This is a genomic window from Streptomyces sp. NPDC034085 (genome assembly GCF_055575555.1).
The window spans coordinates 383,446-398,495 of the sequence record NZ_JBVISL010000006.1 but is presented as its reverse complement, the minus strand read 5'-3'; the positions used below and the strand labels follow the sequence as shown (position 1 = coordinate 398,495).

Genomic DNA, 15,050 nt, shown 5'->3' with positions numbered 1-15,050 from the left:
ACAAGCCCGGGAGGCACGATTCATGAGTGAGCGAGCTCTCCGCGGTACGCGGCTCGTGGTTACCAGCTACGAGACGGACCGCGGCATCGATCTGGCCCCGCGCCAGGCGGTGGAGTACGCATGCCAGAACGGACATCGATTTGAGATGCCGTTCTCGGTTGAGGCAGAGATTCCGCCGGAGTGGGAGTGCAAGGCGTGCGGCGCCATGGCACTCCTGGTGGACGGGGACGGGCCCGAAGAGAAGAAGGGCAAGCCCGCGCGAACGCACTGGGACATGCTCATGGAGCGGCGCACCCGCGAGGAACTGGAGGAAGTGCTGGCCGAGAGGCTGGCGGTCCTGCGTTCCGGCGCCATGAACATCGCCGTGCATCCGCGCGACAGCCGCAAGTCCGCCTGACCGCGGGCACAGCGCACAAGCCGAGGGGCCCCGCCACGACATGTGGCGGGGCCCCTCGGCGTTCCCGGCCCTTCCGCTGAGCCGGCGTGACGGGTTACGGGGCCAGCGGGGGCCGGTAGCCGGTGCCGGGGCCCGGGCGCTGCTCGGGCCGGTCCTCGCGGATGACCTCTCCCTGGACGACCTTGCCGTCGGGGTGGTGGATGCGGGCCTGCGTGAAGGCGTCGCCGAAGCCGCCCGGGACGCCCGCCGCCATCTTCCGCTCCAGGGTGCGCCCGGCCCGCCGGCCCGCGAAGGCCCGTACGGGCGGCAGCAGCAGGAGCAGGCCGGCCAGGTCGGAGAGCAGTCCGGGCATGATCAGCAGCAGCCCGGCGAGCATGGTCATGGCGTTGCCGGAGCCCTTCGCGGGCTGCGGGGCGGCCGGTATGCCGCCCGCCATCGCCTGGTCCCGGGCCTGCTCGAAGCTGCGGGTGAGGTTCTTGAAGGCCCGGCGCCCGGCGCGCTTGATGACCACCACGCCGAGCACCAGCCCGCCCGCGAGCAGCGCCGCGACGGTGAACCCGCCGGCCGCCCCGGCGACCAGGCCGAGCAGCCAGATCTCCAGGACCAGCCAGGCGGCGACCGCCAGGGGGATGAGGGTACGGGCGCGCGAGCGCTGCCGGGAGGCCGTCGATGTGCCGGTCCTCGGGGAACCAGTGCCGGTCGTCATACCCCCAGTGTGCCCGGACCCCCGTAAAAGCGGGCTCAGCCGGAGGTACCGGGCGTCCCCTAGGGGTCGGGGCGGGGGCGGCTCCGGCTACCGGGCGGAGGTGCCTCCGGTGAGCTTGGCCGCGCGCTCCTTCAGGCCCCACTGGGTGACCCGCCACAGGGCCTCGACCACGATGTCCTTGCTCATCTTGCTGTCGCCGAGTTCGCGCTCGACGAAGGTGATGGGCACCTCCACCACGCGGAAGCCCTTACGGACGGCCCTGCGGGCCAGGTCCACCTGGAAGCAGTAGCCCGCCGAGGCGACCTCGTCGAGGCCGAGCCCCTCCAGGGTCTCGCGGCGGAAGGCGCGGTAGCCGCCGGTCACGTCGCGGATCGGGACGTCGAGCATCAGCCGGGAGTACGTGGATCCGCCGCGGGAGAGGAACTCGCGGCTCTTGGGCCAGTTGACGACGCGGCCGCCCGGCACCCAGCGGGAGCCGAGCACCAGGTCCGCGCCGCCCAGCGCGGTGAGCAGCCGGGGCAGCTCCTCCGGCTGGTGGGAGCCGTCGGCGTCCATCTCGACGATGACGCCGTAGCCCTGCTCCAGGCCCCAGGCGAAGCCCGCAAGGTAGGCGGCGCCGAGGCCCTCCTTGCCCTTGCGGTGCAGGACGTGGATGTGGTCGTCGGCGGCTGCGAGCTCGTCGGCGAGCTTGCCGGTGCCGTCGGGGCTGTTGTCGTCCGCGACCAGGATGTGCGCCTCGGGGACCGCGGCGCGGACGCGGCCGGTGATCAGGCCGATGTTCTCGGCCTCGTTGTACGTCGGAATGATCACCAGGGTGGTGCCGAGCGGCCCGTAGGTCCGCTGTCCGCCGTCGCTCACTGGGTCCCCTTGTGTGTTCTTCGTACATCCCGTCACAACAGGACGATTTTAGAACAGCCGGCGACCGGGACCGGCGGCCCTTCGGGCCGGACCGGCTCCCGCTGGCTGCGGGCCGCCGTGACCGTTGTCTACTGGGCCGCCGGGCCCGATCCGGGGCCACCCTCCCCCCGCTGGCGCCGGGGGGTGCCCCCACCGGCGAAACCTTCCCTCGCCCCCGAGGCGCGGGCGCGCTGAGCGGACGGAGCCGTCCGGTGGGGACGTCCGGTGGTGGACCCGGCCGAACCTATCCGGGTCGGGCCGCCCGTACCGAACCGAGGCCCGGTGGATCACCCCTGTGGGCGTACGAATACCTCCCGGCCGCCGACCACCGTCGCCAGGCACACCGGCAGGGGGCCGCCCGGGCTCAGGTCGGGCAGGCCGGGCGTGCCGGAGCGGGGGTCGGTGGACCAGCGGGCGACCCGGTCGTCCGGGGCCTGGACCACCAGTTCGCCGGTCTGCCAGACCGCGTAGTCGGCCGGGGCGCCGGGGACGAGGACACCCGCGTCGTCGCGGCCCAGCGCCCGCCAGCCGCCGCGGGTGTGGGCGGCGAAGGCGGCCCGTACGGAGATCCGGTGGGCGGGGGTGCGGTGGAAGGCGGCGGCCCGCACCGTGCCCCAGGGGTCGAGCGGGGTGACGGGTGCGTCGGAGCCGAAGGCGAGCGGGACCCCGGCCTTGAGCATGGCGGCGTACGGGTTGAGGGTGCGGGCCCGCTCCACGCCGAGCCGGTCCGCGTACATCCCCTCGTCCCCGCCCCAGGCCGCGTCGAAGGCGGGCTGGACGGAGGCGGTGAGGCCGAGCTCCGCGAAGGCGGCGATGGTGGCGGGGGTCATCATCTCGGCGTGTTCGACGCGGTGCCGGGCCGCCCGCACCCGGGCGAGGCCCACCTTCTCGGCAGCCGCCCGCACGCCCTCGGTCACCGCTTCGACGGCCGCGTCCCCGATGGCGTGGAACCCGGCCTGGAGGCCGGCGTCGGTGCAGGCGGCCACGTGCTCGGCGACCTCCCTGGCGTCCAGGTAGCCCGTCCCGGTGTGCGGGGCGTCGGCGTACGGGGCGTGCAGGCAGGCGGTGTGCGAGCCCAGCGCGCCGTCGATGAAGAGGTCGCCCGCGGCGCCGGCCGCGCCGAGCTCCCGCGCCAGGTCGAGGTCCCGGTCGGCCCAGTAGCCGAAGACGCGCGGGCCGGGGCGTCCGGCGGCCAGGGCCAGCAGGCCGGCGAAGTCCTCGGCGGAGGAGATGTCGGGCCCGCCGCACTCGTGCACGGAGCCGATGCCGAGGGAGGCCGCCCGGTCCAGGGCCGCGCGCTGCGCCTCGGCGCGCTGGGCGGGGGTGACGGCGGCCAGCGCGGCCCGGCGGACGGCGTGGTGGTCGTCGCGGGTCAGCGGCTCGTCGCCGTGCGGGTGGACTCCGGGGACGAGGTCCAGCAGGGCGGTGGTGACCACGGCCGAGTGCACGTCGATCCGGCTCAGGTACAGCGGGCGGCCCCCCGCCGCCTCGTCGAGCTCGGCGCGGCGCGGTGCGCGGCGCTCGGGCCACACGGAGGCGTCCCAGCCGTGCCCGAGGAGCACCCGGTCGGCGGGCCGCCGGGCGGCGTACGCCCGTACGAGGTCGAGGGCCTCGGCGAGGGAGCCGGCGCCGGTCAGGTCGAGGCCGGTGAGGGCGAGGCCCGCGGAGGTCATGTGGACGTGGGCGTCGGTGAAAGCGGGGGTGACGAGCGCCCCGCCGAGGTCGACGACCTCGTCCACGCCCTGCGCGAAGGCGTCGGCGGCGCCCTCGGAGCCGACCCAGGCGACGCGGCCGCGTTCGACGACCATCGCGGTGGCGAAGGGGTCGGCGGGGCTGTGCACCTCGCCTCCGCGCAGGAGGACGGTGCGGGTGGGGGCGGAGGCTCCGGCGGCGTCGGCGGAGGGGGTGCGGTCGCTCATGGGGACCAGTCTCGCCCCTGGGCCGGCCGCGGGTTGCCCCGGGTGGCGCGGGGGTCGGGCGGGGGCTGCGGGGTGCCGCCGCGCGGGGCCGGTCCCCTGCCCGCCCTTCGGCTGTTCCCCGGGGCTCCGCCCCGGACCCCGCGCCTCGAACGCCGGCGGGGCCGGAGTCCGACTAGACGCGCGGTGGGCGGGCCTCGTAGGGGGTGGAGAGGACCACGGTGGTGCGGGTGGAGACGTGCGCCAGGGCGCGCAGGCGGCCCAGGAGGTCCTCGAGTTCCAGGGGGGTGGCCACGCGGACCTTGAGGATGTAGTTCTCGTCGCCGGCCACGCTGTGGCACGCCTCGATCTCGGGCACGCCCGCCAGCCGGTCCGCGATGTCGTCCGGCGCACTCGGGTCGAACGGCTTGACCGAGATGAAGGCGGTCAGCGGCAGGCCCACCGCCTCGGGGTCCACGACGGCCGCGTAGCCGCGGATCACTCCGCGCTGCTCCAGCCGGCGTACTCGCTGGTGGACCGCGGACGTGGACAGCCCGGTGGCCTTGCCCAGATCCGTGTAGCTCATCCGCCCGTCCCGCACGAGCAGATCAACGATCTGGCGGTCCAACTCCTCCATTGCGCTCATAGCCGCACAACCTATTGCCCCGAGCGGCTCCAGGCACAGCGGTGTCCACGCAGAAGTGGCACCTGCGGCGGGCATGTGACCAAAGCCACAGGCTTGTACGGGCGTACATCCCGCTCTTGTGGTTACTCGTGCCGCGTGGCGGGAAGTGCTTGGTGTGGCCGTGGCCGAAGAACCTGCCCGCCCGGCCCACCCAAGGGGGAGTACATCCATGCTGAACACCAAGCGCGCCGGTCGCACCGAACCGGAGCCCCTGGAATCCGTCGAGGCCGGCTATGCGGACGACGGGGAGTACCTCGAACCCGGCGACGCCGAGGACTTCGAGGTCCGCCACGCGGTCTGCCCGGACTGCGGGCAGTCGATCGCCCTCGTCGCCGACGAGGAGCACCTGCCGCAGCACGCGCTGTGCCTCACCCCGTGGAACCCGTTCGGGCTCACGGTGTGCGCGGGCACCGGTCGCCCGGTCGCGGACGCGCTGCCGACGCTGGGTGCGCTCCTGCCGGAGCAGCAGGAGCTGGAGCCCGTCGTGCACCTGAGCCTGCCGCAGGGGCTGGACTGGCGGACGCAGCCGTTCTCGCACGTCGGCGGCCCGGGCTCGCGTCCCGTACGGCCGGAGGCGGCCCCGCTGCCGCGCAAGAGCCAGCACGCGCAGGCCGCCTGATCCGCCACCGGGTCCGCCGGTCCGCTTCCTACCAGTAGGTGCCCTGCACCATGTCGGCCAGGCTGGCATGGTGCAGGATCAGCCCGTCGGGGTCGGCGGGGACCTCCACCTCCCCGAAATGGGCCTGCCGGTAGGCGATGCGCAGCATCACGATCCCGTGCCGCAGGGCGGCGTACAGGGTGTGGAACTCCATGTCGCGCGGGGTGTGCCCGGTGAGTTCGGCGTACCGGCGCTCCAGGTCCTCGCGGCGCAGGAAGTCCGGCAGGCCGGGCTGGCCGAAGCCGACGGTGAGGTCCTGGAAGAAGCGGTGCAGGTAGACCGTCCAGCCGAGGTCCACCTCGCGCGGGGCGCAGGCCGCCATCTCCCAGTCGAGGACCGCCACCGGCCGGAAGCCGTCGTAGACGATGTTGCCGATGCGGGCGTCCCCCCAGTTGAGGACCGGCTCGCCCTCGTCGGCGGGCCACAGTTCCTCCAGCCGGTCGAAGGCCCGCTCCAGCAGGGGCGAGCGCGCCAGGCCGGACACCACCCACGCGTAGTAGGCGCGTTGCGCGTCGACGTGGCGGCGCAGCGGGCTGCCCTCGCCCGCCGGGAGGAGGAACTCGGCCTCCTTCGCGGGAAACTGGTCGTGCAGCCGGGCGAGGAGGGAGATGCTCGCCTCCTGGAGTGCGGCGCGCTCGGCGTCGGTGGCGGAGTGCAGCCAGTTCCCCTCGTACGTGTAGGGCATGACGTCGGGCGGTACGCGGCCCTCGGCGCGGGCCATCACGAAGAACGGTGCTCCCAGCGGGGCCGGGTCCTCCTCCAGCCACAGCACCTGCGGGACGGGCAGGTCGGTGTGCTCGGCGACCAGGCTCATCACGCGGTGCTGGCGGGGCATGTCGTAGGAGGGGAAGACGGTGTAGGCGGCCGGGTCGGCGGCCAGGCGCAGGGCGCAGGCGCGGACGGGGGCGTCGGGGTGTTCGATGTCGAAGAGCAGGGTCTCGCTGGACATGCCGTTGGAGCCGGGGACGGATGTGTTCGCGACCTTCGCGCCGGGGAGGCGGCCGTCGAGCCAGGCCGCGAGGCGGCGGCCGAGTTCCTCCGGTTCGCGGGTGGAGGTGCGGGGACGTGGTGCCGTGGCCATGCGGGACCGTTCCTCTCTCGGGGCGGGGTCAGGGCGCGACGGAGGCGTAGTCGGCGAAGCCGCTGGGGTCGTGGCGGCCGAAGCTGCCGTGCTCGAAGATGCCGAAGCCGGTCTGTCCGTCGAGGGTGAAGCGGGCCGAGTGGTCGGTGACGCCGAAGGCGGCCATGGGGTGGGCGGCCGGGTCGGAGAGGTCGTAGGCGCGGCGGTCGGTCCAGCCCCGGCCCTGCCAGGTGCCGTGCTGCCAGTCGGCGGCGGGCGGGTAGCCGGCGCCGACGGCGAGCGGGGAGGAGTTCAGGATCCGCACGCCGAGTTCGAGGGGCTTGCGGGAGGGGTCCGTGAGGTGGACGACCGCGCTCTCGGGGTGGCGGCTCCCGGACCGGTAGTGGATCTCGGTCTGCGGCCAGCCGAGCTGGACGTCGTGGCGGCCGCTGCCCTCGGGGAACACCTGGACCGCCTCGTTGAGGGTGCGGTGGCCGTCGGCGTCCTCCTGGGCGATGACCATCAGGAAGCGGTCCTCGAAGCGGACGGGGATCCAGAGCCAGTGGAAGCCCTCGGGCCGGTGCTCCTCGGCGGCCCGGCCGCCGTCCTCGCCGGGTATGGGGCGCACCCCCCAGCTGCGGTCGCGGGTGCCGGTCCACTCCCCCGGCGTGAGGGTGAGCTCCTCGCCCCGGGCCCGGACGGTGCCGGTGACGTTGCCCGCCTGGACGAAGCGGCGGCCTTCGAGCATGAGGCGGTCGCCGCGGCGCTGGATGTGGTGGGGCTCCCAGACGGCGGGGAACTCGGCGGTCCAGGTGACGTCGTAGGAGAGGCCGTGCGGGTCCGCCGGGTCGGGGTCGCAGCGCAGGGTGAGCCGCTTGAGCGGCTGGTCGACGGTGATCGAGAGGGGGCCGACCGAGAGGTTCATCCGGTCGTCGGTGAGGGCGTCGGAGGCGCGGACGGCGAGGAGCTCGTCGCCCAGGCGCAGGGTCGCGTACGCGTCGATGACGCCGGCGTTGGGGTAGACGCCGAGCCCGAGGATGAGGACGGCGCGGCCGGCGTGGTCGAAGACGTGGAAGATGCAGCGGTCGTAGGCGTTGCGGTCGCCGCTGACGTGGTGCTTCATCGACAGCGGGGCCTGGTGGACGGGGTACTCGTCGAGGGCGACGGGGCGGTCCGCGGGCACGGCAAACCTCCGGGGGGCACAGGGCGGGCAGGGCTGCTGAGCGGATATGACGGTACGTCAGATATCCCGCTCGCGGCCAGATCCCTGGCACATCCTGACAGCACGGCACTCCCGGCCACACCCGGCCGGGCCGCTCCCCGGAGTGCGCCGCCCCGGGCCCGCGGCACCGGGCGCGCGCCCCCGCGCGCGTGGGACGGCTCGAACGGATGGGCGCGGGCGGGGAGGGGTTACCCGTGCGTCGGGTCCTGCGTTGGCGGTGCATGACCACCCTCGAAACGCCTTCGGCGAGAGCGGGGCGCAGGCGGCGCCCCACCCGGCCGGGTTACGAAGAATCGGTTCAGCAGGCGGTCCGGGAGCCGGGCCCGCAGCACGGCCGGCCGCGGCACTCGGACCCGCCGATCTACGGCGACCTGCTGGCCCGATGGGCCGCCGACGGCCGGACACTGCCGGGGCGGCGCGACCCGGAGTGGTCCCGGATCGCCTCGTCGCCGATCTGGCCGAGCGGCCCGCTCTACAACAGCCCCTGACCCCGGCCCGGACGGGCGGACGCCGCGGGGCGCACGCCGGGGGCCGGGTCCGGGGGCGGTGTCAGCGGGTCTCGGGGCCGGCCAGGTGGCGGGCGATGACCATGCGCTGGATCTGGTTGGTGCCCTCCACGATCTGGAGCACCTTCGCCTCGCGCATCAGCCGCTCCACGGGGAAGTCCGCGGTGTAGCCGTAGCCGCCGAGGATCTGCACCGCGTCGGTGGTGACGGCCATGGCCGCGTCCGTGCAGAAGAGCTTGGCCATCGCCGCCTGCCGGGAGAAGGGCTTGCCCGCGTCGCGCAGCCGCGCGGCCGCGAGGTAGAGCGCCCGCCCCGCCTCGATCTTGGTGGCCATGTCGGCCAGCATGAAGCGCAGCCCCTGGAAGTCCGCGATCGGGTGCCCGAACTGCTTGCGGCCGAGCGCGTAGGCGAGGGCCTCGTCCAGGGCGGCCTGGGCCACGCCGATGGCGCAGGCGGCGATCCCGAGCCGGCCGGCGTCGAGGGCGGCCAGGGCGATGGTGAAGCCCTGACCCTCCTCGCCGATCCGCCGGGTGTCGGGCACGCGGACGCCGTCGAAGTGCAGCTGGGCGGTGGGCGAGCCCTTCATGCCCATCTTCTTCTCGGGAACGGCCGCGGTCAGGCCGGGGGCGTCGCCGGGCACGAGGAAGGCCGTGATGCCCTTGGCGCCCGGGGCTCCGGTGCGGGCGAGGACGGTGTAGAAGTCGGCGACCCCGCCGTGGGTGATCCAGGCCTTCGTGCCGGTGATCAGCCAGTCGTCGCCGTCGCGCACCGCCTTCGTGGTGAGCGAGGCGGCGTCCGAGCCGGCGGCCGGCTCGGAGAGGCAGTACGCGCCGAGGAGGCCGCCGCCGAGCATGCCCGGCAGGTGCGCGGCCTTCTGCTCCTTGGTGCCGTAGCCGGCGAGGCCGTGGCAGGCCAGGGAGTGCACGCTGACGCCGAGGCCGACGGTCAGGCGGGCGGCCGCGAGCTCCTCCAGCACCTGCAGGTAGACCTCGTACGGCTGGTCGCCGCCGCCGAACTCACCGCCGTACGGAAGCCCGAGCAGCCCCGACTCGGACAGCAGGGTGAAGACCTCGCGGGGGAACCGGCCGGTCTCCTCCTCGTCGGCGGCGTGCGGGCGGATCTCCCGCTGGGCGATCTCGCGTACGAGCGCGAGGAGGTCCCGGGACTCCTCGGTGGGCAGCTGACGGTCCACCGGCTGCGGGGCGCGGTCTGTCATGGCGGCGCTCTCCTCCCTCGTTCGGGCACGGCGGCGACGCGTGAGGTGTGGGACGCGCCGCCGGGTCTCGGTCTCGCACAGCCGATGCTGCCCTCCCGGGTCGCGGGAGGGCTCGAACAGCGGCTGCGGCGGCTTGAGTATGCCCGATCAGGCGCTTTACGTCACCGGTACATGATTGTCATGATCATCCGGGGGCCTCGCGGGTGCCTCGCGGGCTCCTCGGGGGCCGCTGGAGGAGCCGGACAGTCCGGGACGAACGCCTCGGTGACGCGGAGCCCTCCCCTGGGGAGTGGGCGACCAGCCGCTCGCCGACGCCCGAGGGGCGGGCGATGTCGCCCACGGAGGGGGCGTCGTACGGAGCATCTGCGGGCAACGGGCGGCCGCTTGCTCCGCGTCGGGCCCTACGGGCCCGCACGCCGCCTCGCGATCCCGGCCGGACGCCGGTCCAGGACCGGGGCTACAGCCAGCCGACCTGGGTGACGAACATGGCCACGACGACCACCAGGGTCCAGCCGAGTACGTGCTCCAGCCAGGCGGAGTCCTCCTGGGGGCCACCGGTCCCGACGAGACGGCGGGCGCGGGCGGTGAGGGCGGCGGTGTGTGCGGTCATGCCGTCCAATGTGCCAGCGTAAGAGGCTTTCGCGGTATATGAGGAGGGTCACTGGTGGCACAGCTCACGCCGCCGGGCCCCGGCGGCCTCCGATGTGCGGAGGCGCGGCCGGGGCCCGGCGGGGGATGCCCTCCCGGTCAGGGCGTCGTGGTGCGCTGGTGCGCCGCGCGCTGGTGCGCCGAGCGCTGCCGCCCGCCCATGGCGACCATGGCCAGGCCGAGGCACAGGGCGACGATTCCGGTGATGACGTTGCTGACGATGCTGCGGGTCGTGTCCATCTCACCGGCGATGACCCAGGGGGCCACGATGGTCCAGGCGCCGATCGCGACCGCTGTCCAGGCCATCGCGTGGGTGCGCTCGTACGCCGAGCCCAGCCCGCTCATGCACAGGCAGAAGGCCAGACCGGCGATGAGGTTGTTGATGGCCAGCGGGCCCAGCACGCTGAACCCGGCTATCCAGGGCGAAGCCGCCAGATACAGGCCCGTGATCAGGGCCAGCGCCTCGACGGCCTGCGCGGCGGGAGTGGTCGTCACCCTCTCGAACCGAGTCCGCATTTCGGCAAGGTCCGGGTGGTGTTCGATGCTCGAATGGGTGGTCATGGTGGGCTGCCTCCTAGCGAAGCCTTACATGCCCTTTATGCCCATATTCGGCCCGTTAAGCCATTCGGTTCAGCGGGCTTTTCCGCAGGGCCCCGCCACCCGTCCCCAGGGCGCCCCGCTCACAGCACCCCGACCTCCCGCAGGGCCGTGACCTGCGCCGCGTCCGGCCGGGCCGGGACGTACAGGTAGCAGACGCCGCCGCTGCCCGAGACCGTCTTCCCGGCGGCGTCGTGCCGCTTGGTGCGCAGCCACACGTTCTCCCACTGCCGGCGGGCGTAGACGCGCCGTACGGAGTCGTTGTCCGCCGAGTTCGGGTCGTTGGCGATCACGTCTCCGGCCGCGGTGAAGCCGATGACCGTCATCAGGTGGCCCGCGGTGCCGTAGCCGGCCCCGGTGAGCTCGTGCGCCAGGAAGGACTGCGAGGTGATGGCCGGAATGCCGGCCCGGACCAGGGTCTCCAGGTCGGCGAGGGAGGTCAGCCGGGTGACCACGCCGGCGAGGTCCCGGTAGGTGGCCGCGTAGGCGGCGTTGAAGGGCCAGTTCCCGCAGCCCTTGTACGCGGCGTCGTAGGTGGAGCGGGCCGCGTGGCAGACCTGCGGGTCGGAGTAGCCGGGGCGGACCCAGCCGAGGGACGCGGCGCTGGGCTTGCGGCCCCAGTACTCGATGACCATCTGGGAGGAGGTGGGGCTGCACCAGGCCTCCCCGCCGTTGTCGTACTCCGGGTACCGGCCGGCGTGGACCTCCTGCGAGTAGCGCGGGACCCGCAGCTCGTGGGGCCGCCCCGAGGGGGCGCAGGCGGGGACGGTGAACCGGTCCGGGACGGCGGAGGACATCGCCCCGGCCAGCCAGACGACGGGTCCGGCGGCGGTGCCGGGCTTGCGGTGGAGGGTCAGGCGCAGCTGCCAGCCGGAGATGCGCAGGCCCGCGGCCGCGGCCGGGGCGTCCACCGCCAGGGTGTCCGTCCACACGATGGTGCGGCCGTCGGTCTGGCCGTCCACGGAGGTGCGGCGGATGTCGCCGTCCCCGGCGGCCCAGCGGCCCATCACGTACCAGGGGCCGCGCGAACCGTCGGTGTAGGCGGGGCGCAGCTCGGTCTGGATCCAGCTGCCGGCCGGGGTGCGGGCGTTCCAGGAGGCGACGGCCTCGGTGGCGGGGACCGTGGAACGGTGCAGCGGGGAGGTCCAGGTGGCGTACTCCCAGGTGGACGTCCGGGCCGTGTGGGGGTCGGTGTACTCGGTGCGGCCGGCCGGGGTCGCGATCCGCAGGCCCGGGCGGGCGCCGTCGGCGGCGGCGGTGCCGCGGTGGGTGCCGGCCTGCCAGTGGCCGTACGCGTACCAGAACCGGTTGTCGACCGTCGGGGCGGGGGCCCCGCCGCCGTCGGGGACGTGTACCGGTTCCGGCTGGGGGGGCTGCCCGGCGGTTTTCCCTGGGGCGGCGGCGGGGGCGGAGACGGCCGAGGCGCGGCCGCCGGGGACGGTGGCCGCGGTGGCGGCGGCCAGGGCTACGGCCAGCAGGGCCCTGCGTGGCGTGGGTGCGGTCATCGCGTGTCCCCCGGGGGTCGGTCTGGTGGTCCGGCTGCTCCACCCTCCCAGTTCCCGGCCGCGCGGCGGCGGAAGCCCGGGGCACGTGTCGGCGGGTCGCGCGGCCCGTACTCTGACCGGGTGGAGCCACAGCAGTCACTCGAGTCGCTCGCGCGGGAGCTCGCCGCCCTGCCGCCCTCGCTCGGCCCGGTCCGGGTGATCGGCGTCGACGGGCACGCCGGCTCGGGCAAGAGCACCTTCGCGGAGCGGCTCGCCGCGGCCCTCGGGGGCGCGCCCGTGCTGCACCTGGACGACGTGGCCACCCACGAGGAGCTCTTCGGCTGGCCGGGGCGGCTGCGGGCGCAGGTGCTGGAGCCGCTCGCCGCCGGCCGGGCCGCGCGCTGGGCTCCGTACGACTGGGTGGAGCGCCGCTTCGGCCCGGAGCGGGTGCTGGAGCCCGCGCCGGTGCTGATCGTCGAGGGCGTGGGCGCCGGACGGCGGGAGCTGCGCCCCCATCTGGCGCGGCTGCTGTGGATGGAGACCCCCCGCGAGACGTCGTGGGGACGCGGGCGGAACCGGGACGGGCGCGAACTGTCCGGCTTCTGGGACGGATGGGAGCGCGCGGAGCTCGCGCACTTCTCGGATGATCCTTCACGCCCCTTCGCGGACACCTTGGTGCATCAGAGCGGTACGGGATACGAGTGGACTTCCGGGGCTTCTGTGACCCCGGGAACGGCCCCTTCGGTCACCGGGTGTCACGGACTCCCCCAGGCCTGAGCGGCCGCGCGCAGACGGCCCCGCAGGGCTTCCCCGACCCGCTTGACCCGGGCCCGGGAACCGCCGTACGTTCTGAATGCGCGGCCTGCGAAGGCCGCTGCGGACGCGGAGCCCCCGATTGTTCCCCCGTGATCGGGGGCTTCGTTCTGCCCCGGCGGTGCTTCCGGAGGGGGCCGCGCACAGCGCTCCGCCCGCCCGCCCTCACCCTGAGTGACCGCACACCGGGGGCGGCCGGCCCCGACCCGTCCCCGCCGCACCCTGGGTAAGGTGCGTCACCGCAGGTACGATGCAGCCCTGATTTCATCGGCGGGGTCGGACAACTCGCGTGCGCTAAGCGGAGTTTGCCGCGCACCACGGGGCATGCTTGTGGGGGATGTGATGGACTTCGGCATGCCGGGCAGCGCACACGCTCCGGCCGAACTCGCCTGGCTCCGCGGGGTCGACGCCTGCACGATGGGCGCCTACCCGCAGGCCGAGGAGGAGTTCCGCACGGCCGTCGGGCTGGATCCCGCCATGGCCGACGGCTGGCTGGGGCTGCACGCCCTGCGGGTGGACACCACCAACGCGTTATTGCGCATGTACGCGCACCGGGACCGCTTCGGCGAGCAGCGCGCCCGGCACCGGCGGACGCTCAACTCCTGGTACTGGCTGGGCTGGTGGGTGCAGCCGGTGCTGGAGAGCCGGCGGGACCTGCTGCTCGCCCACGCCTCCCACTGGCTGGACGGGCGGCACGTCCCCGAACTGGACCAGGCCCTCGCCGCGCTGCCGCCGGTGGACACCGATCCCCAGGTGCGGTTCCTGCACGCCTGCCGCGCCTATCTGGTCAAGGACTGGGAGCAGCTCGTACGGCACACCGAGCCGCTGCTCCTCGACCCGCTGCTCGGGATCGAGGCGGGGCTCTTCGGCGGGATGGCCCGGGTCCGGCTGGAGATGTACGGGCAGGCCGAGCCGATGCTGTCGGCGGCGCTGATGCGGTGCCGCAGTGAGCAGCCGCAGCGCAAGGAGCTGCGGTACTGGCTGGCGCGGGCCCGCGAGGGCACCGGGCGCAGCGCGGCGGCGCTGCCGCTGTACCGGGCGGTGCACCGGGTGGACCCGGCGTTCATGGACACCGCGGCCCGGCTGACGGCCATCGAGGACAGCACCGACCCCGACGACATGGCCGGTATGGCCGACGCCTTCGGGTACGGCGGCTACGGCGGCCAGCTCAGCGAGGGCTTGGCCGGGCACTACGCGGCGGTCGCCCTGGGCGGCGGGGGCGGCGGGCCGGGCGGCGGCCCGGTCCAGGACATCGCGCCGGACGAGCAGGTGGACCCCGACCCGCCGACCCCCGGGGAACCGACGGGCACGGACCGGCGCGAGGGCGTACGGCACCGGCTGCCGGTGCCCCCGCAGGGCGCTCCGGGCGGGCTGCCGGCCGGGCCCGCCGATCCGGCGCTGCTCGCCGAGGCGCTGGCGGAGCTGGAGCGGATGGTGGGGCTGGAGCCGGTGAAACGGCAGGTGAAGGCCCTGTCGGCGCAGCTGCACATGGCCCGGCTGCGGGCCGCCCAGGGGCTTCCGGTGCAGCCCCCGAAGCGGCACTTCGTCTTCTCCGGGCCGTCGGGGACGGGCAAGACCACGGTGGCCCGGATCCTGGGGCGGGTCTTCTACGCGCTGGGGCTGCTGGGCGGGGACCACCTGGTGGAGGCGCAGCGGGCCGACCTGGTCGGCGAGTTCCTCGGGCAGACCGCCGTCAAGGCCAACGAGCTGATCGACTCCGCGATCGGCGGGGTGCTGTTCGTGGACGAGGCGTACAGCCTGTCCAACTCGGGTTACAGCAAGGGCGACGCCTACGGCGACGAGGCCCTCCAGGTGCTGCTGAAGCGGGCCGAGGACAACCGTGACCACCTGGTGGTCATCCTGGCGGGCTACCCGGCGGGGATGGACCGGCTGCTGGCCGCCAATCCCGGGCTGTCCTCGCGGTTCACGACCCGGGTCGACTTCCCGAGCTACCGGCCGGTGGAGCTGACGGCGATCGGCGGGGTCCTGGCCGAGGCGAACGGGGACTGCTGGGACGAGGAGGCGCGGGAGGAGCTGCGCAGCATCAGCGCACACGTGGTGGAGCAGGGCTGGATCGACGAGCTGGGCAACGGCCGTTTCCTGCGGACCCTGTACGAGAAGAGCTGCGCGTACCGGGACCTGCGGCTGGCCGGCTTCGCCGGCGAGCCGTCCCGGGAGGACCTGGCGACGCTCCGCCTGCCGGACCTGATGCAGGCGTACGGCGAGGTCCTCTCGGGCCGCGGCCCGAACCCCTCCTGACCGCGGC

At 74.4% G+C, this 15,050-nt stretch carries 15 protein-coding genes; 5 read left to right on the top strand and 10 right to left on the bottom strand.

What is annotated here, in order from left to right; translation table 11 throughout:
* The first annotated feature begins 22 nt into the window (after positions 1–22).
* Positions 23–397: an RNA polymerase-binding protein RbpA gene (locus ACZ501_RS23150; RefSeq protein ID WP_007262928.1), complete on the top strand. Its 375-nt coding sequence runs from the start codon at positions 23–25 to the stop codon at positions 395–397.
* Positions 398–491: 94 nt separating this feature from the next.
* Here ACZ501_RS23150 and fxsA read toward each other — a convergent pair whose 3' ends face one another.
* From fxsA to ACZ501_RS23130, 4 genes are all read right to left on the bottom strand, one after another.
* Positions 492–1,103, bottom strand: a complete 612-nt coding sequence (gene fxsA, locus ACZ501_RS23145; RefSeq protein WP_468797644.1) for an FxsA family membrane protein — start codon at positions 1,101–1,103, stop codon at positions 492–494.
* A gap of 87 nt (positions 1,104–1,190) precedes the next feature.
* Positions 1,191–1,961, bottom strand: a complete 771-nt coding sequence (locus ACZ501_RS23140; protein ID WP_361603339.1) for a polyprenol monophosphomannose synthase — start codon at positions 1,959–1,961, stop codon at positions 1,191–1,193.
* A 326-nt stretch (positions 1,962–2,287) separates the two neighbouring features.
* Positions 2,288–3,919 (bottom strand): amidohydrolase, encoded by a 1,632-nt coding sequence (locus ACZ501_RS23135; RefSeq protein ID WP_468797641.1) that lies wholly within the window; start codon positions 3,917–3,919, stop codon positions 2,288–2,290.
* Positions 3,920–4,091: 172 nt separating this feature from the next.
* Positions 4,092–4,532, bottom strand: a complete 441-nt coding sequence (locus ACZ501_RS23130; protein WP_030011705.1) for an Lrp/AsnC family transcriptional regulator — start codon at positions 4,530–4,532, stop codon at positions 4,092–4,094.
* Positions 4,533–4,749: 217 nt separating this feature from the next.
* Between ACZ501_RS23130 and ACZ501_RS23125 the strand changes: the two genes are divergently transcribed.
* Positions 4,750–5,199, top strand: a complete 450-nt coding sequence (locus ACZ501_RS23125) for a hypothetical protein (protein WP_361603345.1) — start codon at positions 4,750–4,752, stop codon at positions 5,197–5,199.
* A 28-nt stretch (positions 5,200–5,227) separates the two neighbouring features.
* On the opposite strand, the gene ACZ501_RS23120 is transcribed toward ACZ501_RS23125, so the two are convergent.
* Positions 5,228–6,319: a phosphotransferase family protein gene (locus ACZ501_RS23120; protein ID WP_468797638.1), complete on the bottom strand. Its 1,092-nt coding sequence runs from the start codon at positions 6,317–6,319 to the stop codon at positions 5,228–5,230.
* Positions 6,320–6,347: 28 nt separating this feature from the next.
* Positions 6,348–7,421 (bottom strand): Rv3169 family protein, encoded by a 1,074-nt coding sequence (locus tag ACZ501_RS23115; RefSeq protein ID WP_361603403.1) that lies wholly within the window; start codon positions 7,419–7,421, stop codon positions 6,348–6,350.
* Positions 7,422–7,741: 320 nt separating this feature from the next.
* On the opposite strand from ACZ501_RS23115, the gene ACZ501_RS23110 reads away from it, so the two are divergent.
* Positions 7,742–8,008, top strand: coding sequence for a hypothetical protein (locus ACZ501_RS23110; protein WP_468797635.1), 267 nt, complete (start codon positions 7,742–7,744; stop codon positions 8,006–8,008).
* Between the two features lie 61 nt (positions 8,009–8,069).
* On the opposite strand, the gene ACZ501_RS23105 is transcribed toward ACZ501_RS23110, so the two are convergent.
* From ACZ501_RS23105 to ACZ501_RS23090, 4 genes are all read right to left on the bottom strand, one after another.
* Positions 8,070–9,242 (bottom strand): acyl-CoA dehydrogenase family protein, encoded by a 1,173-nt coding sequence (locus ACZ501_RS23105; RefSeq protein ID WP_361603354.1) that lies wholly within the window; start codon positions 9,240–9,242, stop codon positions 8,070–8,072.
* A 457-nt stretch (positions 9,243–9,699) separates the two neighbouring features.
* Positions 9,700–9,852: an SCO1431 family membrane protein gene (locus ACZ501_RS23100; protein ID WP_361603357.1), complete on the bottom strand. Its 153-nt coding sequence runs from the start codon at positions 9,850–9,852 to the stop codon at positions 9,700–9,702.
* Positions 9,853–9,989: 137 nt separating this feature from the next.
* Positions 9,990–10,451 carry an SPW repeat protein gene (locus ACZ501_RS23095; protein WP_361603360.1) on the bottom strand — a complete coding sequence of 154 codons (462 nt, stop codon included), beginning with the start codon at positions 10,449–10,451 and terminating at the stop codon, positions 9,990–9,992.
* Between the two features lie 119 nt (positions 10,452–10,570).
* A complete protein-coding gene (locus ACZ501_RS23090; RefSeq protein ID WP_468797632.1) occupies positions 10,571–11,992 on the bottom strand; it encodes a peptidase C39 family protein in 1,422 nt (473 codons plus the stop codon).
* A 120-nt stretch (positions 11,993–12,112) separates the two neighbouring features.
* Between ACZ501_RS23090 and ACZ501_RS23085 the strand changes: the two genes are divergently transcribed.
* Together ACZ501_RS23085 and ACZ501_RS23080 are read left to right on the top strand one after the other, a co-directional pair.
* Positions 12,113–12,748, top strand: coding sequence for a uridine kinase family protein (locus tag ACZ501_RS23085; RefSeq protein WP_468797629.1), 636 nt, complete (start codon positions 12,113–12,115; stop codon positions 12,746–12,748).
* A gap of 378 nt (positions 12,749–13,126) precedes the next feature.
* Positions 13,127–15,043: an AAA family ATPase gene (locus tag ACZ501_RS23080; protein ID WP_468797626.1), complete on the top strand. Its 1,917-nt coding sequence runs from the start codon at positions 13,127–13,129 to the stop codon at positions 15,041–15,043.
* The last annotated feature ends 7 nt before the right edge of the window (positions 15,044–15,050 follow it).

Excerpts from the sequence above, each read along its gene's own strand:
- ACZ501_RS23115 (WP_361603403.1), bottom strand. The coding sequence starts at position 7,421 with ATGAAGCACCACGTCAGCGGCGACCGCAACGCCTACGACCGCTGCATC.
- ACZ501_RS23125 (WP_361603345.1), top strand. The coding sequence starts at position 4,750 with ATGCTGAACACCAAGCGCGCCGGTCGCACCGAACCGGAGCCCCTGGAA.
- ACZ501_RS23090 (WP_468797632.1), bottom strand. The coding sequence starts at position 11,992 with ATGACCGCACCCACGCCACGCAGGGCCCTGCTGGCCGTAGCCCTGGCC.
- fxsA (WP_468797644.1), bottom strand. The coding sequence starts at position 1,103 with ATGACGACCGGCACTGGTTCCCCGAGGACCGGCACATCGACGGCCTCC.
- ACZ501_RS23150 (WP_007262928.1), top strand. The coding sequence starts at position 23 with ATGAGTGAGCGAGCTCTCCGCGGTACGCGGCTCGTGGTTACCAGCTAC.
- ACZ501_RS23120 (WP_468797638.1), bottom strand. The coding sequence starts at position 6,319 with ATGGCCACGGCACCACGTCCCCGCACCTCCACCCGCGAACCGGAGGAA.
- ACZ501_RS23080 (WP_468797626.1), top strand. The coding sequence starts at position 13,127 with ATGGACTTCGGCATGCCGGGCAGCGCACACGCTCCGGCCGAACTCGCC.
- ACZ501_RS23135 (WP_468797641.1), bottom strand. The coding sequence starts at position 3,919 with ATGAGCGACCGCACCCCCTCCGCCGACGCCGCCGGAGCCTCCGCCCCC.
- ACZ501_RS23095 (WP_361603360.1), bottom strand. The coding sequence starts at position 10,451 with ATGACCACCCATTCGAGCATCGAACACCACCCGGACCTTGCCGAAATG.
- ACZ501_RS23110 (WP_468797635.1), top strand. The coding sequence starts at position 7,742 with ATGACCACCCTCGAAACGCCTTCGGCGAGAGCGGGGCGCAGGCGGCGC.
- ACZ501_RS23105 (WP_361603354.1), bottom strand. The coding sequence starts at position 9,242 with ATGACAGACCGCGCCCCGCAGCCGGTGGACCGTCAGCTGCCCACCGAG.
- ACZ501_RS23100 (WP_361603357.1), bottom strand. The coding sequence starts at position 9,852 with ATGACCGCACACACCGCCGCCCTCACCGCCCGCGCCCGCCGTCTCGTC.
- ACZ501_RS23130 (WP_030011705.1), bottom strand. The coding sequence starts at position 4,532 with ATGGAGGAGTTGGACCGCCAGATCGTTGATCTGCTCGTGCGGGACGGG.